Origin of the sequence: Chryseobacterium sp. C-71 (assembly GCF_020911865.1) — a bacterium.
GTDB lineage: Bacteria > Bacteroidota > Bacteroidia > Flavobacteriales > Weeksellaceae > Chryseobacterium.
Genome location: NZ_CP087131.1, coordinates 1,527,209 through 1,549,555, shown reverse-complemented (window position 1 = coordinate 1,549,555; position 22,347 = coordinate 1,527,209). Strand labels below are relative to the sequence as shown.

The window sequence follows — 22,347 nt, the reverse complement described above, 5'->3', positions numbered from 1 at the left end:
TGCGAATCTACTTCACTTCAAAACTATAAACTCCGCTTTTTTCAGTTTTAAAATCAAACATTTCTGTTTCCGGAACTGCAAAATCTTTCAGCTCTGTTTTGTCCGATTTTAAAGGCGTTTTAATCACATCCACCTGATAATATTCGTTGGAATTTGATCCATTTGCTGAGGTGAAATTTGTTTTGGATTTTAAATTTAAACCTTTTGCCACTCTGATTCTTGCCTTTCCACCCAAATCCGATTTTACAACCAGTTTCGTCAGCTTGGAATTTTTCCAGTCCATATCGATTTCAAAACCGCCTCTTGCTTTCAGACCTTTCACAGAACCGTTTGGCAAAGCATCGGGAAGGGCAGGCAAAAGGTAAAGATATCCGTCATAACTTTGCAAAAGCATCTCAGCAATTCCTGAAGTACATCCAAAATTTCCATCAATCTGGAAAGGCGGATGTGCATCCAGAAGATTAGGATATGTTCCGCCGGATTCCCCTTTATTATCGGTAGGAGCAGGTGATAATTGATCTGAAATTAATTTAAAAGCCCTGTTTCCGTCCAATAATCTTGCCCACCAGTTCACTTTCCAGCCCATCGACCAGCCTGTGGATTTATCTCCTCTGAAAATCATTGAATTTTTTGCTGCTGCCGTCAAATCAGGATTTCTGAAAGGTGAAATCTGTCCTGATGGAAATAAGCCGTATAGATGCGAAATATGTCTGTGTTTATCATCGGTTTTATCCATATCAGTAAGCCATTCCTGCAACTGACCATGTTGCCCGATCTGCATTGGCGGAAGTTTAGATAAAGCCGATTTTACTTCATCGGAAAGATCTTTATCTGAATTTAAAATTTTTGAAGCATTGATGAAATTATTAAAAACATCAAAAACCAATTGGTTATCCATCGTCGTTCCTGCAGTGATGCTTACATTTTTGAAGTATTTATTTTCCGGCGACATTGATGGTGAAACCACCAGATATTTCTTGGAAGGATCCTGTTGCAGAACGTCTAAGTAAAACAAAGCACAACCTTTCAAAGCTTCATAGTTTTTCTTTAAAAATTCTTTATCTCCGGTGTATAAATAATGGTTCCAGACGTGTTGGGTCAGCCACGCTCCTCCCATCGGCCACATTCCGTAGAAGCCGCCATCAACAACTCCCGTTATTCGCCACAGATCGGTGTTGTGATGAATATTCCAGCCTCTTGCATGGTACATTTCCTTGGCAGATTCTTTTCCTGTCACCGATAAATCCTGAATCATATCAAACAAAGGCTCGTGCATTTCGCTGAGGTTGGTATTTTCCGCAGGCCAATAGTTCATTTCGGTGTTGATGTTGACTGTATATTTGCTGTCCCAAGCCGGATTCAGCTGATCATTCCAGATTCCCTGCAAGTTGGCGGGCTGAGTTCCCTGTTGAGATGAGGAGATCAAAAGGTAACGCCCAAACTGGAAATATAAAGCCACCAAATCAGGATCCTGTGAATTTCCGAATTCTTTAATTCTAACGTCAGTTGTTTTTTTTGCCTGCCCGGTTGTTCCTAAATTCAAACTTACACGTTTAAAATATTTCTGATAATTTTCGATGTGTGCTTTTAATTCAGCGTCATATTTTTTGTTTAAAGCTGATTTTAAATATTCTGAAACTCTTGCATCAGGATTTCCCGAAAGATCATCGTATTTTTTGAAATTGGTAGCAATCGAAACATACAGAACCACTTCATCAGCCCCGGAAATATTGAGTTTGTCTTTTGTTGATGTTAATTTTCCACCTTTTAAAATTGGAACGGCAACAGTTTTAAATCTAATTTTTCCGATCTTGTTATCCACAGAGCCACCTGTCCCGCTAATAATCAACTGGTTTTTATCTGTAAAAACCGAATGAACCTTGTGTGGAGTAGAAGCGTTGACAGAAAAATTTAAACTTCCTTTTTTGCTGGAAGTCAACTTAATCATAATCACATTATTGACAAAAGATGAGAAAATTTCACGCTTGTAAGTCACGCCATTTACCTCGTAAGAAACTGTGCTTAACGCTTTTTCAATATCTAAAGAACGGTTGTAATTCTTAAAATTTTCATGACCTTTAAAATCCAGAAACAAATCACCCATTGTCTGGTACGGCATTCCATAGTTTAAATCTTTTGGAGCAGCTCTGGGATAGGTTCTGTTGGACAGATTTTGGGCTTCTTCGAACTGACCGTCATTCAATAATTTTCTTATATTCTGAATGCTGTCAAACGTATTTTTCGGAACATTATTCCCCGGCTCGCCTGCCCAAATTGTTTCTTCATTCAGCTGAAGATGTTCCTGAATCGCGCCCCCAAAAACCATGGCTCCCAATCTTCCGTTTCCGATGGGTAAAGCTTCGTTCCAGTTTTCTGCAGGTTTGCTGTAGGTTAATTTGAGATTCTGCTGTGAAAATGTTGAAACAGAAATCAATGTTCCGCAAGTCAGTAAAATGATTTTATGTTGAATGATTTTTAGCATTTTATAAATTTTGTTGATGATTTGATTCGTTGTTTTTTTACGCAAAGATTTTGTTTTAGTCTGCATAATTTTAAGGAGCAAAGGATAATCAATGAATTGATTTTAAGCTAATGTATAATTTCTTTTAATTAAAAAGAAAAAAGTTTGACAAAGAATATCTTTCAAGCTTCATCAGCGATTTATCGCAACCTTTGCTCCTTAAACTTAGTTCAGTTTTAAATAAAATCTTTGCGTTATATTTTCTTCATTACCCATCACTTATTACCCATATTCCCCAACCAGTCTGCACAAACTTTTTTCCAGTTATCCGTCAGCACAGTTTTGTTGGAAATCCCGATGTTGTGTTCGCCTTCTGGAAAGATAAACATTGCACCTTTCACTTTATTATTAATCATCGCTTCGTAATATAAAATTGAGTTGATGACGGGAACGGCTTTGTCATTTTGAGCATGAAATAGAATCGTGGGTGGCGTTTTTTCAGTTACCGAATTTTGCATGGAATATTCTTTGATTTTTTCTGCAGAAGCGTTTTCTCCCAATAGATTATCTCGGCTTCCTTTGTGCGCAAATTCACCCAAGTCAATGACCGGGGAAACTAAAATTGCAAAATTTGGCACTGTGGAAATTGTTTGCCAATCGCCTTTCAATTCAGTATAATCAATCGGAATATTACTTACCATGGCCGCCAAATGTCCACCCGCTGAAGTTCCTAAAACTCCAATCTGATCAGGTGAAATTCCATATTGTTCCGCATTTTTTCTGATCAATTTTATCGCACCCTGAATATCTTGTAACAAACCGATTTCTCTTTTCTTTAAATCCGGAGAAGTAGGCAAACGGTAATTTAGGACAAAAGCTGAAATTCCTAAAGTATTGAGCCATTTTGCATAAGAATATCCACCCAAATCATAGGTCAGATGTCTGTATCCACCGCCTGGAATGACGATGATAGCCATCTTTTTTCTCTCTTCTTTGGCAGGCAGAAAAGCGAACAGTTCAGCTTCCTGAATCTGCGTAATCCGTCCTTCTTTTTCTTCAATAATGTTTAATTTTAAACCCTTGGAATTGGGCATTGTTCCTTTTTCCCAAACCGCTATATTCTGTTGAGCTGAAATTTGAATTCTAATAAATATGCTGAAAATTAAAATGAACTTTTTCATAGTTAAAAAATTAAGGGGCAGAATTTTATTACTCATTACCAATTATTTACTAATAGTGAAAAGCCAGTCTGCACAAAGTTTTTTCCAGTTTTCGTTCAGAGGATCTTTATCGGTGACAAAAAACCGATGCCCGCCTTTAGGAAAAATAAACATCGCTCCTTTCACTTTATTTTTTGTCATTGCCTTGAAATACAAAATGCTGTTCATCGGCGGAACGGCTGTATCATCCTGATTATGAAACAAAATCGTTGGTGGCGTTTTGTCGGTCACGAGATTTTGCATGGAATATTCCTTGATTTTTTCGGGAGAAGCGTTTTCTCCTAACAAACTGTCGCGACTTCCTTTGTGAGCATATTCGCCCAGATCAATGACCGGACAAAAGAGAATTGCAAAATCCGGAATCAGGGAAATGTTTTCCCAATCGCCTTTTAATTCTGTGTAATCTTTAGAAATATTGCTGGCCATTGTTGCCAAATGTCCGCCTGCTGACGTTCCGACAACGCCCACTTGATCGGGAGAAATTCCCCATTGAGCCGAGCTTTTTCTGATGTATTTGATAGCAGCCTGAATATCCTGCAACGGAGCAATTTCTCTTTGAATTAAATCGGTAGAGGTTGGCAATCTATAGTTTAAAACGAATGCAGAAATTCCCTGAGTATTCATCCATTTTGCGATCTGAAATGCACCCTCATCGTAAGTCAGTTTTGAATATCCGCCACCTGGAATGATAATAACTGACATCTGTTTTCTTTCTTTTATGGGAGGAAGAAATGCGAAAAGTTCAGGTTCTTTCAGTTCTGCAAGGATTTTCTTTTTCTTGGTTTTTGAAGCTAATATTTTTGAATTGGGCATTTCACCTTTCGGCCAGAACATAAGCTTTTCCTGTGCGGAAAATTCACTGAAAAGGAAGATGATGAGTAAAAAAAATATTTTTTTCATTGGTGGCTAAATTATAAACCTCACAGGTTTTTAAAACCTATGAGGTTTGATTTTGTAAAGTTTAATCTTTCAAAAAATCTTCTCTAAAAGGTGTAAAAGCATCAATCAATTTTCCTGATTCTAAACATTTTACCCCATGAAAAATATTGGGTTGGGCAAAAAATCCGTCGCCTTTTTTTAAAGTTTTGGTTTCGCCGTCGACGGTTACTTCAAATTTTCCTTCGGCAACGTAGGTGATTTGGGAATGAAAATGTTGGTGTAAAGTTCCGATCGCATCTTTCTCAAATTGAACGATGACCATCATGACCTGAGAATTGTATCCTACAAATTGTCTGGAAACGCCGTCTCCTAAATTTTCCCATTCGGAACTGCCGTCGAAAAATGGTTCTTTTTTGAAATTCATTGTATTGATTTTTTTGAATTTTAAACTTGTCTGTAACTACTTTGTCATAATGTAAGCATTTTAACTGTGAAAAGTACGCAGAGATCCTTTCAGGATGACAAAATAACTGTTGATTTCTCTCGCAGATTTTGCTGATAGAGCAGATAATTTTTTGTACTTAAGTATTTGAAAATCTGTTCGATCTGTGGGACATTTATTTAATATACCTTTCCAAGCCGGTTTTTAAATCTTTCAAAGATTTTGTTGCCAGTTTAGCAACAGTTTCTGCTCCTAATTTTGATAAGTGGGTATCATCAGCTTTGTCTTTATCATAGTACGGGTTTTCGCCAGCTTTAAAGTGAAGATGCAACAGTTTCGATTTCTCAGGACCAGCTGCAATTTCCATTTGTTCGGTCAGTAACTGCATATCAACAAAAGCAACTTTCATATCGTCTGCAACCATTCTTACCACCAAAGGATAATCTGTGTGAGTATCGATTAAAACACCATTTTCATTGAAATTTCTTCTTGTAATTGAAGTCATCAGAATGGGGGTTGCTCCTTTTGCTCTGGTTTCGTTCACGTATCTTTCCAGATTGGCTCTGTACTGCGTATGTGGATTGGTGAATTTTGTTGAATCTTTCAGTTTCTGATCATTATGACCGAACTGAATGATGACAAAATCACCTTTTTTCAATTGTTTTTCTACTTTATCCCATCGTCCTTTTGTTCTGAAACTCTTTGAACTTCTGCCGTTCATAGCGTGGTTCTGAATTTCAATTCCGGTGGTCATAAACTGTCCTAAAACCTGTCCCCATCCGTGTTCAGGATTTCTGTCAGGATTGTCTTTATTTGACATTGTGGAGTCACCAATCAGGAATAAGGTTGGTTTTTTTTGTGCTATCGATAATGCTGAAATTATGATGCTTAGAAGTAAAAGTATTTTTTTCATTTTAATTTTTATTTAATGTGAAAAATTTTAAACCGCAAAAGAATCAAAAGAAATAATTAAAAATAAGACTGTCAAAAGTTTACAAAATGTAAAAGTTTCATTTTGCAAACTTTTGATTATCCATCATTCTCAAACGTCTTTTGTTTCTTTTGCGGTAAATAGCTTTTCATTGTATGGTTTTATTTTTGTGAAATGCTTTGACAAGCTCAGCATGACATTGCGAATACTAGCTGTTATATTTATATAGCTTTAGATTGCTCATTATCAATTACTTACTACTCATCTCCGGTTTCCAGTCGCCTAAAATATTTTTAATGGTATATTTTTTTGCTTCTCTTTTTGTCAATTGATGCGACCAGGCAACACGGTTGTCGGTTTTTCCGCCTTCCCCTTTGCTTCCGAACTCTGCGTAGTAAGCGGTTTTATCTTTGTCGGGAAACATTTTGTCGCCTTTCCACGGATTCCAGCCTTCGGGAACGATGTGATTTCCCATTTCGGTATTGATAAAAACTGTTTTTGCATATGGTCGCCAAGGTCTGCCCAAAAAAACTTTGTTGATGCCTTCTTTGGCGATCAATTTACAATTTAAAAATACATATCCGAATTCTTTACTTTGGTCTGTGGATGCAGCAGTGATATAAGAATTGGCTAAACTTTTAATCGTGCAGTTTTTAAAAACAACGGTTGCCGAACCAAAAAGAAAGTCGGTTGTTCCTTCAATGAAACAGTTTTCATAATATTGCCTGCTGTGATTTCCGCCAGTGTAAACTGTGTCCTGACATCCCAAAATATTAGAATTTTTGACGGTAAAACGGTCACCTTCCACATGTAACGCAACAGCTTGTCCCTGATTGCATGATGAGTTTTGAATGGTAAGGTTTGAAATTTTCACATCATCAGACATTACCAAAAGCGTGTACGAATTGAAAGTCGTCATTTTTTGGTTTAAAGCATCCATCTTGCCTGAATAATCGTCGTTGGTAATGATTGTATTTTCTTTACTCTCGCCCTGTAAAGTGATTTTATGTTTTGAAGATGGAATAACGATCTTCTCATTATACGTTCCGGCTTTTATTTTAACCAAAGCTTCACCCGGACCAAGATCTCTGATAGATATTATCGCTTTTTGAATGGTGGTAAATTGTCCGCTTCCGTCTTGTGCGACCGTAATCGTTATATATGGATTTTTTTGCGCTAACAATAATTGAACACATAAAACCAATACGATGAAAAGAAACTTCTTCATAAAATTTATTTTAAAGTTTTATCTAAAAAGTTAACCGTCAAATCTAAAGTTTCGCTAAACCAAGGTTCTGCAGACCAAAATGAATGAGGTGTATCTTTGATTTCGTGAAATTCTGTGAACGTTTCATAGCTTTTCAGTTTTTTCATCATGTCGTCTCTTCCTGCATGAAAGCGGGGTTGCGAAGAATTGATGAATAGGGTAGGAGGTGTTTTTTTGTCGACAAATTCCAACGGTGAAGCTTCAGTCCAGTTTTTTAGATTAACATTTCTGTCGCCACCCAACAAAAAAGAAGCATACGTACTTTCCTCAGCTTCGGGATGGATGAACGAAACAATTCCGTCAACATTCACAATCGCTTTAATTTTTCCTTTTGATTTCACACCTACCAACGTTGCAATCTGAGCACCTGCTGATTCGCCTAAGATTCCAATTTTCTTGGTATCAACAGCATATTTTTTTCTGTTTTTCTTTAAAAACTCAATAGCATTATTCACATCATCAATCGCTGCAGGATATTTTGCGACTTCACTTAAACGGTAGCCGACAGCAATCGCCACATAACCTTTTGAAGCCAATTCCTGCGCCATATATTTTTCGTTTTCCTTACTTCCTGAGATCCAGCCACCACCGTGAACCAGTGCGATCGCCGGATGTTTTTTGGATTTATCAAGAGGGTAGTAGATGTCGGCTTTCAGGGAAAGTCCGTTGACGTTGGAATATTCTACATCTTTATCAATCCCGATGTTGGGCGGAACCGGTCTGTTCAGCGGAGTGATGAACGGATGTTTTTTCTTAAGTTTTTCATACGTTGCTTCGTTTGTGTAAGGAGTAGCATTCGGCTTTGTCTGACCGAATGCTGTTGCTCCTACAAAAAAAACAAAAAGAAAATATAGTTTGTGAAAACTCATTTTTAAATTAATTTGGTTTTGTTCAACCGCAACTTTTTAGTTTAACCACAAATCGCCAGATTCGACGAAGTCAAAAGTCACAAAAGGTTCTTGCAATTTTTAAGTTTAAAACTTTGAAAATACAAGTTCAAAAAAGTTTGATCTAACCACAAAAGTTTTTTGACACATTAGTTAACTTCAAGCTTAAATGTTTGAGAATATTTAGAACACATCAGTTGAAAAATTAAAATTTTTCCTTTGCACTGAATTCTCATCAAAATTTCAAATCTAATATTCTATCTTGATAGGATTGCATCCTATCCTTTAGAAAATCGTCCCTTTGAGACTTTGAATCCCAAACTTCAAATTCAAATCTCGAATCTCGAATCTCGAATCCCGAAACTCGCATCCCGAATCTCAAATCTCAAACGTCAAATCTCAAATCTCAAATTACTTCACCGCATTCTTCGCAATCTCTTTCGAAATGCTCAGTTGCTCACCTTTTACATCTTTTGGAAGTTTTACCGATGTGGTTTTTGCTCCCAGAACTTTGATGGTTGGTTTTTGATCTGATTCTAGTTTTAAGGTAGAAAGATCTATATTTTTACTGTTCAAGATGGTTGTTCCTGTTCCTTCAGTGTATTTTAATTTTACATTCTTCAACTGAATTCCGTCTGCGTCTACAATGGTTAAGCCTTTTTTAGTTTCAAACTGAGAATCTTCAATCACGATATTTTTAAGATTCATTTCTGCCAAACCGAAAAGCGTAATGGCTTCATCAGAATTGGTTGCGGTAATATTTTTAAAATAAATATTTCTGAAAACCGGCGTTTCTTCCGTTACTGGATATACTTTTTCAGAAGCTTTATTTCCTTCCGCTTTTTGTCCGTCTTCCAAAACCGGAGAAGCTCCTTCGTAGAACATATTAAAACCAATTGTCTGCGTCGGAATGTTGATCATGTCGATGTTTTTGATATAAATATTTTCAACAACACCACCTCTTCCACGAGTCGTTTTGAAACGAAGTCCGATATCAGTTCCGATAAAAGTACAGTCTGAAACATGCATATTTCTCGCACCACCAGACATTTCGCTTCCGATTACGAAACCTCCGTGACCGTGATAAACCATATTATTTTTGATGATTACGTTTTCAGTTGGCATTCCTCTTTTTCTTCCGTCTTCGTTTTTTCCTGATTTAATGCAGATCGCATCGTCACCCACATCGAAAGTATTGTCGTAGATCAGAACATTTTTGCAAGATTCCAAATCTACACCGTCACCGTTTTGAGAATACCAAGGGTTTCTAACGGTAAGATTTCTTAAAATTAAATTGGAAGTCATCAATGGATGAAGGTTCCATGCCGGAGAATTCTGGAAAGTCGGGCCATCCAAAAGTACCTGATCGCAACCTACGATGCTCACCATTACCGGACGAAGGAAGTCTTTCACAGATTCCAGTTCAGATTTGTTGATTTTATCGGGAACGTTGAAACTTGAGCTGCTTTCAAATCCTTTTTTATAGCTTTCTGAAGGGTACCAAGTCTTTCCGTCTTTAGAAACGATTCCGCCTGATGCAACAAATTTTTTCCATTCAGTTTCAGATAATTTTCCTTTTTTTACAGCTCTCCATGTGTCACCGCTTCCGTCGATCACGCCTTTTCCTGTAATCGCAATATTTTTGGCATTTCTTGCCGAAATCGGTGACTGGCAACGGATGGTATTTAAACCTTCAAAACTCACGTCTACCAAAGGATAATCGCTTTTGTCTGTGCTGAAAATAATCATCGCACCATCTTCCACATGAAGGTTGATGTTGCTTTGCAAAACGATGGGTCCGGTTAACCAAAGTCCTCTTGGAACCACCAGTTTACCACCACCTTTTTTTACCAAAGCGTCGATTGCCTTTTTGAAAGCTTCTGTATTTTTCACACTTCCACCTGCAACACCTCCAAAATCTTTGATCGATACGGTGTTTGCTGCGAAAGAAGTTTCTGTCACTTTAGGCATTTTAAACTCAATTCCTTTATAAATATCTGTATTTTGAGCGTAGAACTGTCCCGAAAACATCATTGCTGCGACCAGACCTATTATTTTGAATGACTTCTTCATGTAGTTATCTTTTATTTTTTTGTTGATCTTTTTCGTTTCAAACCTGACGGGTTTTTAAAACCCGTTAGGTTTTTTATTTTAATTTACTTCCGCAGATTAAGCAGATCAAACAGATTTTTATTTAAAATTCATCTGTGAAAATCCGTGAGATCTGTGGGAAATATCTAATTTTTTGTTATTCTAAAATATTCAAAATCTGCATAGCCACCACGGTTTGCTTTCTGCGTGCTTACAGAATATAATCCTACTTTGGCGCCAATCCATTTCCCAGGTTTTGCCTGAAATGCTTCGCCAACTTTGATGAAATTTTTACCATTTTCGCTGTAGCTGAAGGTGCAAATTCCGTTCGGTTCGCTGACATTGACTTTAAAATAAGCTTCGTTTCCTTTTAATTTGGTTTCAAATAAAACTTTTTCCTCGCCGCCTTTTTCAGCCTTTTCAGCTTTTCTCAACTGAACATAATATCCATCGGTTTTATTGGTGATAACAAGCGATGTGTGATCCATTCCCATAACCAAAAGTCCGGCAGTTTTTCCTTCCTTGGCATCTTCGGGAGTCAATTTAACTTTGGTGGAAGCCACAAAATTCGGAGCCGGAAATTTTTGAGTTAAAAGATTCGGAACATTCCAAAGGTTTTTATCGTTTTCGCCCATTTTCATGGAGAATAGTCTCAGGAATTTCTGTCCGGGAAGTTTAGATGACCAAACGATGTTTTCGTTGGCGCTCCATTGCCACTGCAAACCTAATTTTTCACCATCAAACTCATCCGTTTCCGCTGGAGTTACAACGGGATAGGTTTTTCCAACGTTTGGTTTTTTATAAGTAAGAACCGGTTCGCCAATTCCGTTTTTATCGTTATCGATTCCCATGACAGGCCAGTCTTTTTCCCATTTCATCGGCTGCAAATGCACGATTCTTCCTCCTGCATCCACATCCTGAAAATGGTAGAACCAGTCTTCACCTGATGGCGTATCTACCCAAGCTCCCTGATGCGGACCGTTGATTTTTGTTTTTCCCTGCTCGAGAACAATTTTCTCTTCGTACGGACCGTAAATGTTTTTTGATCTTAAAACCAATTGCCAACCTGTCGCCACACCTCCCGCAGGAGCGAAAATGTAGTAATAGCCGTTTCTTTTGTACATTTTTGGACCTTCAACTGTCGGATGTGCATCATGACCGTCGAAAATATGAACGCCCTTATCCAAAACTTTCGTTCCTTCGGGATTCATTTTGTTTAAAGATAAAATACTTTTCACACCGGCACGGCTTCCTGCCCAACCGTGAACCAAATAGGCCTGTCCATCCTCATCCCAAAACGGACAAGAATCAATTAAACCTTTTCCTTCCATTACCAAAACGGGTTCGTCCCATTTTCCAAGAGGATCTTTGGTTTTTACCATGTAAATCCCGAAATCTGGGTCGCCCCAGTAAATGTAGAATTCACCTTTGTGGAAACGGATACTTGGTGCCCAAACAGCATCACCTCTTCTTGGAACAGCGAAATGTTCTTTCGGCAAAACATCCTGGATTGCGTAATTGACCAATTTCCAGTTGACCATATCTTTTGAATGAAGAATAGGCAATCCCGGAGCTTCATTGAAACTTGAAGCGGTCATATAAAAATCATCGCCAACGCGCGTAACATCCGGATCTGAATAATCTGCGTATAAGATCGGGTTTCTGAAATTTTTTCCCTGATCGGCAGTCCAGACTTCTGAAACGTATGGTTTTTCCTGTGCATTCAGATAAGAAGATGCAATGGAAAATGCGGTGATTGAAAGTATATTTAAAAATTTGTTTGTCATAAAATCAGATTTTTAGTCTGGGTTCTAAACGCAAAAGGGCGCGAAGATTTTTTATTGTTACTCTGCATATTTTTCGTTCGCAAAGGCGCTCTGCTCAGCAAAGGCTATTGTTTAGAAAGACCTTGAGATTTTTTCACCATTAAGGATTTATTAAGTAGTTAAGTATAGTTAAGTTGAGCCTCGCTTTAAGCAGATAGCTTAATGAAAATTTTAGATTTAAATCTTAATGAACCTTAACTTCTTAAATCCACTTAATGGTTTAAATTTTTATTTTTCAAATTCCAAACTTGCCAAAATAAATGGTCCGGTACCTTTTCCGTCATTCGAACGGATTTCTTCATTTACATAATATTCGTAAGAGCCATCTCTGTAAGGTTTCCCTCCTAAACCGGCAACGGCGCAACATTTATTTAAGTTTACCACTCCGTTTTCATCAACTGTAATTAAGTTTTTGATGATTCCGTCGTAGCCTTTTTTAGCAGCAGCTTTATATGAATTTGGAAGATATCCTTTATTTACTGATTTGATCATTGTATAAACAAACATTGCGGATGCAGTTGCTTCTTCATAATTACCGTTTGCCAATGGCTTATCCAAAACCTGATACCAAAGACCGGATTTTTTATCCTGAACTTTGATTACGGCATCGGCGTAAGATTTTAAGTAAGAAATAATTCTGACTCTTCCGGGATGATCTTTAGGTAGATAATCAAGAACATCGACCATTGCCATTCCGTACCAACCCATTGCTCTTCCCCAGAAATTTGGTGAAAGTCCGGTTTGTTTGTCTGCCCATGCCTGTTCTTTACTTTCGTCCCAAGCGTGATACAACAATCCTGTTTTTATGTCTAAAAGATTTTTCTGAACTGAGTCGAACTGCATTACGATATCATCATATGCTTTTGCTGCATCCGCACCTTTTGTGAAATCTTTCGTATAATGCGTGTAGAAAGGCATTCCCATGTACAAACCATCCAGCCAAACCTGATAAGGATAGATTTTTTTGTGCCAGAAAGAACCTTCATTCGTTCTTGGCTGTCCGTCGATTTGCAGACGAAGCGTTTGAAGCGCTTTCAGGTACTTGTCTTTTTTCTCTTTTTCGTAAAGATAAAGCAATACGTTTCCACTATTCAGCATGTCGATGTTGTACTTGTCAAGATCGTAAGTAGCGATTGTACCGTCTTCTTTGATCAAAGTTTCACCGAAACCGCTGATGTAGTCGTAATATTCTTTTTTACCTGTTTTGATGTAAAGCTGCTCAGCTCCGTCCAACACAATCGCTGATGGATACGTCCATTTCGGGCTTTTGCTGAAATCAAGCATCCACGCTTCCGGAAATCTCTGCATTTCAGAAAGCATCATTCTTTCAGACCATTTCAGATTTGTTGGAACTACTTTTCCTGATTTTGCTGTTTGGGTTGTAGCCTTTGCAGCCGTTGCTGTTTTTGTCTGTGCACAGGCAAGGAACATTCCTGAACCTAAAATCGCAACAGCGTATATTTTTAATTTTTGATTAATAAAACTCATTGTAAGTCAATTTTAAAGTTGATTGTTATTATCTAAAATTTCTAATTTTTTGTCTAAATCTTTGTAGAATTCTTCCTCAGTTTTAATTCCGTTCGGTTCCTGTGACCAGGCTCCCATAAAGTAATACGAAACATTTTTGGTCTTTTTGAAAACCACCACGTGAGTCGATTTGGTTTTTACAATTTTATCTAAATTTCCGATAGGGTAGAAGATGACCATTCCCAGATTATCTTCTTTTTTTGCCAAAGTCTGCATTCCGTATGTTGCAATGTAGCCCCATTTTTTGTTTTTACTGACCGCCTCTTTCATGGGAATTTCTTTAAAAGCGACAATTCCGGTACATAATCCTGAAATTGTTTCATTTAAATTTAAATCAACTTTCACAAAACGGTCTCTGTTGAAAATTGTCAGCTTCGACTGAAGGTCAACTGCTTTTCCCCATGTTTTCCAGCCTTTGTAATCTATGGTTGCGAAAGATTTATCGCTTTCATTAACAACTTTTGCAGTGGTGGTTTTTACCGTTTTAAAAGTTTCGACAAAATCATTCTGATCATCATATCTTCCATAAGAACCGACTCCGATGGTACGGCCTGATTTCAAAATATCCTGTCCCCAAGGTGCATCGTGATGATAGGTTTCAAAGCCGTCCTGTCCAACATCCGGCAACACCAGAGTATTCACTTTTTTACCAAAAATATCTGTGGCATTTCTCCAGTCAAGGTATAATCTGTAACCGATATGATTGTTTTCCAAACCGATTCCTTCGTATCTGATGTAGTAAGAATGGTCGGTGTGTTCGGCCGGAAGTTGTAATTCATTAATGTTTTTGAATGCTCCGCCGATGTACTCGTTGCCCTGCCATTTTCCGCCGTCTTTTATTGATAATTCTGCGTAAGAAAAAGGTGCTTTCGGGTTTTTGCGGATTTTCTCAATCACATTTTTCTGTGCGAAAGATGAACCGCTTGCGAAAATTGCTCCCGCTAGTATTATTTTGAATAGGTTTGATTTTATCTGTACTGACATTATTTTTAATTTTAGATAACCTTTGAGTCTGAAAGTTCAGTGACTACCGTTGATTTTCGGTTATTTTTTTCACGACGTCATTCATATACACCTCGATATTATCATAGTTTTTATCTAAATCTTTTCCGTTGGCATTGGCCGTTTTCGGATCAAGATTATTTTTAATTTCCCAATCATCGGGCATTCCGTCATTGTCTGAATCAAGAGGAGCCTTTCCTGGTTTTAAAACAGGTAATCCGCCTACATCTTCCTGAGAATCTATGATTCCGTTGTCACTGCCGAGCGAACCTTTGTGAGAGAAGGTTCCCTTTTTTACATGTTCCAAAACTCGTACATCAACAGCATCTCTCACCAAACTCGCACCTCCGATTTTTAATATTTTTTCGTAGGCTTGTTTTGGGGAATCAGTTTTTACATTATTCTGAATATCGTGTGGCTGATTTATTTTAATTGAGTTTTTATCAGCATCTGTCAGTTTATAAGCAGGTTTCATCTGATTAAAAACGCCTAAATTCCAGTTGTCTGCAGTAACCTCCGGGCTTCCTTCGACCACATTTCCGTTGATGTAATATTTCCCCCAGATGTTGTAAACCTCAGTGCCCTCTTTTTCATTTTTATCAATTGCAACAATTCTCTTATTGGTCATTGTCGCAGGACCTGGTTTGTAGTAATTATTGACCATATTCACATTCATTCCTTCACCTCCGTAGATATTATTGTGTCCCCAATTGTAAATGACATTATTTCTAAAATCGGTCAGATTGGTCAGAGCAAATTTACTTCCCGCATATTCTCCTAATCTCGGATTTCTGCTGTCGTGATTAGCGTAGATATTATGATGGAAAGATGCGAATTTTCCACCGGCAATTCCTCCGTATCCGTGAGCGCCTTTCTGATGGGCCGAATTTCTAAGGCTTTCTGTAATTACACACCATTGAAGCGTAGTATTTTCATTAACATAAATGGAAACTGTCTCGTCTGTTGACCAGCTCATCGAACAGTGGTCGACAATCAGATTTTTGATAAATCTTGCGCCTAAAGCATCACCTTCATACTTTTTCTTATCACCCATTCTGAAACGCATATAACGGATGATCACATTGTCTGCTGCGACAAAAGTTTCGTAGTTGGCAACAGTAATTCCGTCTCCGGGAGCGGTTTGTCCGGCAATGGTGACGTCGCCTTCTTTTATTCTTAAAGGAGATTCCAAATAAATAGTTCCGGCAGTTTTAAAAACGATATATCTTGCGCCTTTTTGTTCCAAAGCATGTCTTAAAGTTCCTTCTGAACCATCATCTTTCAATTTAGTAACAAACAAGACTTTTCCGCCTCGTCCACCTGATGTAAATCTTCCGAAACCTTCAGCACCGGGGAAACTCAGCGTTTTTTCCTGAGCTGATACCTGCAGAGAGAGCATTGCGAGAATGCCTGTTGCAAAGATTTTATGTTTCAGATTGAATTTCATTTAGATGTTATTTCATTATTTTGAAGGTCTGTCCATTTATTAACAGGTCGCTCCTACGGAGCTTTAATTTTTTTGCATTCATTTTCTATTAACAGTAAATCCCGATGGGATTATTCACAGTTGCATAAGCAGCGAACTATTCATTATGAAATTTGCTAATAGTATTAAAGTTCTAAAAGAGTGAATTGGTGACTTTGTCTAATTCTTATCTGGAAAAATGATTTATTTAAAACTCCTGTTAAAATTCCAGTTGTCTTTTCCTTTTAAAATATTTTTTGATGTATACTTTTTACTTTGTTCTTTAGTAAGTTGATGAGACCATGAAACGCGTTTCTCAGAATTAGCTCCTGAACCTTTTGAATTGTATTCTGCATAGAAAGTTGTTTTCTCTGCATCAGGTTTAGACCAGTTATGCCAACCTTCAGGTTTTATTGTGGAATCGATTGCACAATTCAAATAAACAGTTTTTGCAAATGGTCTCCACGGACGACCCAAATATACAGAATTTGCATCAGCATCGCCTGTTAAATTACAGTTAATAAACACATATCCGAACTCATTTCCTTCAATTGTAGAAGCAGCGGTAACGAAAGATGCATTTTTTTTAGAATAAATCGTGCAGTTTTCAAAAACAGCAGTTCCTGCTCCGAAAATATAGTCGGTAGTTCCTTCGATATAGCAGTTTTTAAAATAGTTTCTGGAAACTTTAGTTTTATCTAAAGCATCCTGAGCTCCTTTGGTGTAAAGGGTATCCTGAAATCCTAAGAATTTACAATTCTCAAAAGCGATTCTGTCGCCAGTTGTTAAAACGGCAACGGCCTGTCCGACCGGGCCTGCATCATTTTGAAAAGTGATATTTTTAGCTGAAAAATCATCAGAGAAAATAAAAACGCTTGATGAACCTGTTGTCCCAATATTTTTACCTTCAGCATTCTGCTTGGATGCATAATCGCCATAAACTAAAATCGTGTTTTCTGTATTTTCTCCAATTAAGCTAATCGGGCTTTTTGCAGCATCTACTGTGATTTTTTCTCTGTAAGTTCCTGGTTTTACAATGATTTTTGTTCTTACTTTTTTTCCTTCTTCAACAGAATTGATGGCCTCTTGAATGGTAGTGAAATTTCCTTTTCCGTCTTTCGAAACGATGATGGTTTTACCCTCATTCATCTTGAAAGAAAGAAGACTGATAACAACTACTGAAAAATAGGATAGGAACTTTATTTTTTTGTAAAAATCTGAAATATTCATAGATTTTAATTTTCATTGGAAAAATACAGACTTTCCTCCTGTGAAGGAGTAAGTCTGTATTGAAATTAATATGAATGTATCTTTGTTCTAATAACCGTAATCTTGAGTAAGATTGTAGTTATTTTGAATATATTCGAAATAAATAGGCAATAATTCTCTCTTATTGGCTTCAAAATATTGTGCGTATCCTGCAGATGGATCATTTACATACGTAGCAGAAATTCCTGATCTCCAGGCAATTGATTTGTAACCTGAAGGAGTCGTTGCAGACTGATTAGGAAGATAAAATACCTGGCTTTTGTCTGTTCCTGTAGTGTAAACGTCGATTGCTGCAATGTTTTGTTGAGCTGTTTTAGTTGGATCGTAAACAGAAGATTTATAGTAGATATTTAAAGGGACATTGGCATAAGCTCCTGTTCCGTTGATAAAATCTGTCAGTTTTTGTTTAGTTTCGATAATTTTTGAAGCTAATAAATTCCAACGAATCAAATCATATTTTCTAATTCCTTCAGAACCTAATTCCAGCAATCTTTCTTTTACAATTGCATTGAAGAAACCAACTTTATCAGAAGGAATTGTTCCTACTTGTCCAAGATTTCCTGTATAAGCTCTGTTTCTTACTGCTAATAAAGCATTTTTTGCTTCTTGTGATGGTGCTCCGTGAATTTCATTATCCGCTTCTGCAAACATCAACATTACATCTGAAAGACGAAGTAGAGGCCAGTCAACCGCAAGTGTTTGAGATGGTCCTGTGATGCTCGTCCAAGATTTTCTGTATTTAGAATCTGTCCATGCGTTTGAAGCAGCTAAATCAGCCTGATTCGTTGCATTAATGGTGAAAATTCCTACATTCATATCTCTTCTTAAGTCATATTTTGTAAACTCATAGAAATACGTTGGCAACGCATTGATACCGCCGCCTCCTTTCCATACAGAGTTGTCATGATGTTTAAGACCGTTGTAATATCCGATTTTAGAGTCTGTTCTGGTACCACCACCAAAAGCTCCTACTGCGAAAATAACTTCATTGGTTGCATCCTGAGCATTGGTATGTAAAGCTCTGAATACGTTTTCGTAGCTTGGGTTCAGACTGTGCTCGCCCGAATGATTCATAATATCTTTACATTCGTCTAAAGCTATTTGGTAATATTTCTGAGGATTTGATCCCTGAGCCATGATTTGAGGACTTCTTCTTAAAGAATATCCTGCTCTTGCCAATGCAATTCTTGCTCTAAGACCTTTCACAAAACCTTTAGAAATTCTGTTGCTGGTAGTACTACCTTCAGATCTCCAAGGAACTAAGGTTGCAGCTTTCTCCAGATCGATAATCATTTGATCATAGATAATATCTCTGTCTGTTTTTGGCTGGTTTTGCTCTGCCAAATCAGAAGCCGGTACTAAATAGAAAGGTACATCTCCCCAGTTTCTGATAAGCTCGTAGTAATATTGAGCTCTTAACGTTAAGGCTTCTCCTAAGTATCTGTTCATTAGTTTTTTATCTTCAGCAGATCCGGTTTGCATTACAGGAGATAGAGGAATATTTTTAATGACAAGATTTGCACGCTCAATTCCTGTATATAGTTTTGAAAAAGGTCCATTAAGTTCTGTATTGGTTGTACAAGCACCGAAAGTTGCTACACCTCTTCTGTCATTACAATTATAGCTTCCTGAAGTTCTGAAGTCGTCTCCGGATTGTGGTATAATCAAAGATAATCTTTGTCCATATCCGTCATCTCCTCCCAATTGAGCATACACTCCCACTAAAGCTGAAAATGTATCTGCAGTACTGTCAAACTGCTGTGCTTCAGAAATACTTGAAAGGTTTTCCGGCTCAAGAAAATCGCTGCACGAATTAAGGAAAAGTGCACCTGCCAGAAAAGATAAAATAAATATTGATTTGCTTTTTTTCATGATAATAAATTTTAGAAAGTGATATCTACACCTGTTACAAAAAATCTGCTTCTAGGATAGGCTGAATAATCAACTCCCGGAGTTAACGGATTTCTTCTTGTACTCGCTTCAGGATCATAACCTGAGTATTTTGTAATAACAAATACGTTGTTAACTGTTGCGTACAATCTGAAATTTTTAACCCCTACAGCTTCCAAAGAACCTTTTGGTAATGTGAATCCTAAAGTAACGTTGTTCAGTCTCAAGAAAGAACCGTCTTCGATTCCGTAAGAATGTAAAATGTATTGTCCAGTTGGTGGCGTCCACATTGTAGTGTTTGCGTTCAATGCTGCCAAAGCAGTAGGATCGTTCACTTTTACCCCGTTGTTATCAAACCATCTCCATCTGTCTGCCACTTCTGCAGCCATGTTGTTGTCTCTGTATAAGTATTGAGTGGTGTTCTCTATTTTATTAGCGTTATAGACTTTGTTTCCAACTGAGAAATTAAAGAATAAACTCATATCGAAGTTTTTGTAACGGAAAGTTTGATTAAAACCTCCATAAAACTTAGGCTGAGCACTTCCTAATTCTTCTCTGTCTGCATCAGTAATCTGTCCGTCACCATTTAAATCTTTTAATTTAAGATCTCCGGGTTGTACGGCTTTTGCGCCTAATGCTATTGCGCTGCTGCTAGGAACTCCTGCTTTTAAAGTGTAAACCTGTGTTACAGCATTGTAATCAAAATCACTGATTTCGTATCTTCCTTCAGTTACATATCCGTAATAGGTTCCTACAGAGCTTCCTACTTTAGCGATAAAGTCGAAACCTCCGATACCTCCCGATTGAACCAAATATGAATCTTGTCCCGGACGAACACCGCTCCCTAAACTCAAAATTTTGTTTCTGTTAGCAGAAAGGTTAATATCTGTTTTCCATGTGAAGTCTTCTTTGTTAACGATCACTCCACCAAGAGTAAATTCTAACCCTCTGTTTTGAGTCTTACCTGAATTCTGAAATTGGTTTGAATATCCAGGGAAAGGAACTTTTGCTAAAACCAATAGATCTTTTGTGTCAGTAATATATCCGTCTACACTACCATATAGTCTTCCGTTGAACAATTCAAAATCAATACCTGCATTTTTAGATACGGTAGCCTCCCATTTTACATTAGGGTTAGCCTGTGTAGTAGAAATTGCAGCTCCCGGTGTCACTGAAGTTCCAAATACATACCCGTTGTTTGCATTGATATTGTAGAAGTTGGCCCAAAGATAAGACGTTATTCTGTTGTTTCCGGAAAGACCGTAACCCACACGAAGTTTTAATTCATCTAACCAATTAACATCCTTTAGGAATTTTTCTTCTTTGATTTTCCAAGCTAGGGAAGCCGCCGGGAAATACCCCCACTGGTTTCCTTTCATAAATACATTAGATCCGTCAGCTCTTACTGATGCTGTAAGGATGTATTTGTTATCAAAAATATAGTTTACACGTCCGAAAAATGAAGCCAAACGGTCTGGTGCCAAGACTCCTGTTCTTGCAGCATCTTGAATTAAACCGGCTGGGGGAGTAGCTGCGGCAATGTTCGCAAATGCTTCTTCAGGAAGGATAGATTTTGGGAACCATTTTACATAAGTGTTACTTGTTTCACCATCTGTCTGAATGATCTCCTGACCTAATAAAACATCTAATTTATGCTTACCAAATTTTTTAGTATAGTTTAATGTATTGGTATTGGTAATTCTTCTAGATTGAGATCTATCTAATTGTACGATTGGCATATCAGCATTAGCTCTTGCCTGTGATGTAACCGTACCCCAAAACTGGTTGGTAATGATGTCTCTCTGAACGTAACCGATTACACTTCTGAAAGTAATATCTTTTGAAATGTTCCAGTTGATATAACCATTTAATAGTAAATCGTTTGATCTGTTGTCTCTTACTTCGTTGTCATTTAAAATCAAAGGATTAACCAAGTTGGTATTTGTAGCGTAGTTAGGATCAAAATCATCAACAGGAATATTAGATCCACCTTCGAAAGGCTGATACCTTACAGCATTTCTTAGTCTATTATTACTTTGAGAGCCTGAGCTTGATGTACCCACACCATTGATTAATGATCTGCTGTATCTTGCATTAAATCCGATTTTCAGTTTCTTGCTGATGTCGTAATCATATTTAAAGTTAACCATGCTTCTTTTAAAGCCTGATTTCAGCATGATACCATCTTCGTCCACATGATTTAATGTTAATGCAAAAGCAGATTTTTCAGAACCACCATTTACCGTAAGGTTGTGCGTAAAGTTAAAAGCTTCCTTACCGAATAATTCGTCTTGCCAGTCTCTTCTTTTAACGTTGCTGTACTTAGTTCCTAGTTCGTTGTAAGTACCATATCTTGTTGCGAAAGCCAATACGTCAGCTTCTACACCATTTTTGTTATACAATTCGTACTGATACATTACAAATTCGTAAGGATCAAGAACATCCAATGTGTTCATGATTTTTCTTACTCCTGTAAATCCGTTGTAATTAATTGAAGTAGTTGCTCTTTTTTTACCACTTTTTGTTGTGATCAAAACTACACCATTCGCTCCTCTGGAACCGTAGATGGATGTAGATGAAGCATCTTTCAGAACTTCGATTGATTCAATTTCTTTTGGGGTTAAAAGAGACATTGCATTATCCATCTGCACACCGTCTACAATGTAAAGGGGTGCATTACTTCCTGTGATAGAAGTACCACCTCTTACTTTGATGTCCACCTCTGCACCTGGCGAACCTTCACTCGTCTGAACCTGTACCCCGGCTAATCTACCCTGAATTGCTTCAGCAGCACTGTTTACCGGCATATCTTTTAAAGCTTCAGCTTTTACAGAAGATACGGCATTCGTAACGTCTTTTTTAGAAACCTTGGTATAACCTACCAAAACCACTTCGTCAATGTTGGTTTCTTTTTCTTTACCTTTCTCCTGCGCAAAGCCAAGTACGGGAAGCAGGAAAACAGTTAAATATAACCACTTTATCGATTGTACTTTTTTATTCATTATTATATCCTTATATAGTTTAAAGTGTGGTCAGAAAGCATTTTAAAGCTTTCCGCTTAGTTTTTTGTGGATTTTAAGTACTCTGTTTGATTTTATGTCAAATTACGCTCTTCTTGTGCAATCGATTGCGTAATTTTTCACGAAACATATTTATCGTGGCTTCTAAACTAATATTATTTTCCATTACA

General features: G+C 37.4%; 15 protein-coding genes. All 15 read right to left on the bottom strand.

Annotated elements, in window-relative coordinates:
- Window positions 1–7: 7 nt before the first annotated feature.
- The gene (locus tag LNP04_RS07015; protein WP_229985826.1) at window positions 8–2,548 is read right to left on the bottom strand and encodes a glycosyl hydrolase family 95 catalytic domain-containing protein; all 2,541 of its coding nucleotides are present in this window, start codon (window positions 2,546–2,548) and stop codon (window positions 8–10) included.
- A gap of 188 nt (window positions 2,549–2,736) precedes the next feature.
- On the bottom strand, window positions 2,737–3,642 hold the full coding sequence (locus LNP04_RS07010; protein WP_229985825.1) for an alpha/beta hydrolase: 906 nt from the start codon (window positions 3,640–3,642) through the stop codon (window positions 2,737–2,739).
- A 42-nt stretch (window positions 3,643–3,684) separates the two neighbouring features.
- A complete protein-coding gene (locus tag LNP04_RS07005) occupies window positions 3,685–4,581 on the bottom strand; it encodes an alpha/beta hydrolase (protein ID WP_229985824.1) in 897 nt (298 codons plus the stop codon).
- Between the two features lie 61 nt (window positions 4,582–4,642).
- Window positions 4,643–4,984, bottom strand: coding sequence for a cupin domain-containing protein (locus tag LNP04_RS07000; RefSeq protein ID WP_229985823.1), 342 nt, complete (start codon window positions 4,982–4,984; stop codon window positions 4,643–4,645).
- A gap of 193 nt (window positions 4,985–5,177) precedes the next feature.
- Window positions 5,178–5,915, bottom strand: coding sequence for a rhamnogalacturonan acetylesterase (locus LNP04_RS06995; RefSeq protein ID WP_229985822.1), 738 nt, complete (start codon window positions 5,913–5,915; stop codon window positions 5,178–5,180).
- 268 nt (window positions 5,916–6,183) lie between these two features.
- On the bottom strand, window positions 6,184–7,161 hold the full coding sequence (locus LNP04_RS06990) for a pectinesterase family protein (protein ID WP_229985821.1): 978 nt from the start codon (window positions 7,159–7,161) through the stop codon (window positions 6,184–6,186).
- A gap of 5 nt (window positions 7,162–7,166) precedes the next feature.
- A complete protein-coding gene (locus tag LNP04_RS06985) occupies window positions 7,167–8,069 on the bottom strand; it encodes an alpha/beta hydrolase (protein WP_229985820.1) in 903 nt (300 codons plus the stop codon).
- Window positions 8,070–8,498: 429 nt separating this feature from the next.
- Window positions 8,499–10,160 (bottom strand): glycoside hydrolase family 28 protein, encoded by a 1,662-nt coding sequence (locus tag LNP04_RS06980; RefSeq protein WP_229985819.1) that lies wholly within the window; start codon window positions 10,158–10,160, stop codon window positions 8,499–8,501.
- A 164-nt stretch (window positions 10,161–10,324) separates the two neighbouring features.
- Window positions 10,325–11,965 (bottom strand): glycoside hydrolase 43 family protein, encoded by a 1,641-nt coding sequence (locus LNP04_RS06975; protein ID WP_229985818.1) that lies wholly within the window; start codon window positions 11,963–11,965, stop codon window positions 10,325–10,327.
- Between the two features lie 267 nt (window positions 11,966–12,232).
- Window positions 12,233–13,492, bottom strand: a complete 1,260-nt coding sequence (locus tag LNP04_RS06970; RefSeq protein ID WP_229985817.1) for a glycoside hydrolase family 105 protein — start codon at window positions 13,490–13,492, stop codon at window positions 12,233–12,235.
- A gap of 12 nt (window positions 13,493–13,504) precedes the next feature.
- Window positions 13,505–14,515 (bottom strand): DUF4861 family protein, encoded by a 1,011-nt coding sequence (locus LNP04_RS06965; RefSeq protein ID WP_229985816.1) that lies wholly within the window; start codon window positions 14,513–14,515, stop codon window positions 13,505–13,507.
- Window positions 14,516–14,558: 43 nt separating this feature from the next.
- Window positions 14,559–15,980 (bottom strand): polysaccharide lyase family 1 protein, encoded by a 1,422-nt coding sequence (locus tag LNP04_RS06960; protein WP_229985815.1) that lies wholly within the window; start codon window positions 15,978–15,980, stop codon window positions 14,559–14,561.
- A gap of 222 nt (window positions 15,981–16,202) precedes the next feature.
- Entirely contained in the window at window positions 16,203–17,228 is a 1,026-nt protein-coding gene (locus tag LNP04_RS06955; protein WP_229985814.1) for a pectinesterase family protein, read from the bottom strand.
- An 87-nt stretch (window positions 17,229–17,315) separates the two neighbouring features.
- Entirely contained in the window at window positions 17,316–19,139 is a 1,824-nt protein-coding gene (locus tag LNP04_RS06950) for a RagB/SusD family nutrient uptake outer membrane protein (RefSeq protein ID WP_229985813.1), read from the bottom strand.
- 11 nt (window positions 19,140–19,150) lie between these two features.
- Entirely contained in the window at window positions 19,151–22,159 is a 3,009-nt protein-coding gene (locus LNP04_RS06945; protein WP_229985812.1) for a TonB-dependent receptor, read from the bottom strand.
- Window positions 22,160–22,347: the final 188 nt, after the last annotated feature.

What these genes read in the sequence shown, in the direction of transcription:
- LNP04_RS07015 (WP_229985826.1), bottom strand. Translation starts at nt 2,548, where the DNA reads ATGCAGACTAAAACAAAATCTTTGCGTAAAAAAACAACGAATCAAATC.
- LNP04_RS07010 (WP_229985825.1), bottom strand. Translation starts at nt 3,642, where the DNA reads ATGAAAAAGTTCATTTTAATTTTCAGCATATTTATTAGAATTCAAATT.
- LNP04_RS07005 (WP_229985824.1), bottom strand. Translation starts at nt 4,581, where the DNA reads ATGAAAAAAATATTTTTTTTACTCATCATCTTCCTTTTCAGTGAATTT.
- LNP04_RS07000 (WP_229985823.1), bottom strand. Translation starts at nt 4,984, where the DNA reads ATGAATTTCAAAAAAGAACCATTTTTCGACGGCAGTTCCGAATGGGAA.
- LNP04_RS06995 (WP_229985822.1), bottom strand. Translation starts at nt 5,915, where the DNA reads ATGAAAAAAATACTTTTACTTCTAAGCATCATAATTTCAGCATTATCG.
- LNP04_RS06990 (WP_229985821.1), bottom strand. Translation starts at nt 7,161, where the DNA reads ATGAAGAAGTTTCTTTTCATCGTATTGGTTTTATGTGTTCAATTATTG.
- LNP04_RS06985 (WP_229985820.1), bottom strand. Translation starts at nt 8,069, where the DNA reads ATGAGTTTTCACAAACTATATTTTCTTTTTGTTTTTTTTGTAGGAGCA.
- LNP04_RS06980 (WP_229985819.1), bottom strand. Translation starts at nt 10,160, where the DNA reads ATGAAGAAGTCATTCAAAATAATAGGTCTGGTCGCAGCAATGATGTTT.
- LNP04_RS06975 (WP_229985818.1), bottom strand. Translation starts at nt 11,965, where the DNA reads ATGACAAACAAATTTTTAAATATACTTTCAATCACCGCATTTTCCATT.
- LNP04_RS06970 (WP_229985817.1), bottom strand. Translation starts at nt 13,492, where the DNA reads ATGAGTTTTATTAATCAAAAATTAAAAATATACGCTGTTGCGATTTTA.
- LNP04_RS06965 (WP_229985816.1), bottom strand. Translation starts at nt 14,515, where the DNA reads ATGTCAGTACAGATAAAATCAAACCTATTCAAAATAATACTAGCGGGA.
- LNP04_RS06960 (WP_229985815.1), bottom strand. Translation starts at nt 15,980, where the DNA reads ATGAAATTCAATCTGAAACATAAAATCTTTGCAACAGGCATTCTCGCA.
- LNP04_RS06955 (WP_229985814.1), bottom strand. Translation starts at nt 17,228, where the DNA reads ATGAATATTTCAGATTTTTACAAAAAAATAAAGTTCCTATCCTATTTT.
- LNP04_RS06950 (WP_229985813.1), bottom strand. Translation starts at nt 19,139, where the DNA reads ATGAAAAAAAGCAAATCAATATTTATTTTATCTTTTCTGGCAGGTGCA.
- LNP04_RS06945 (WP_229985812.1), bottom strand. Translation starts at nt 22,159, where the DNA reads ATGAATAAAAAAGTACAATCGATAAAGTGGTTATATTTAACTGTTTTC.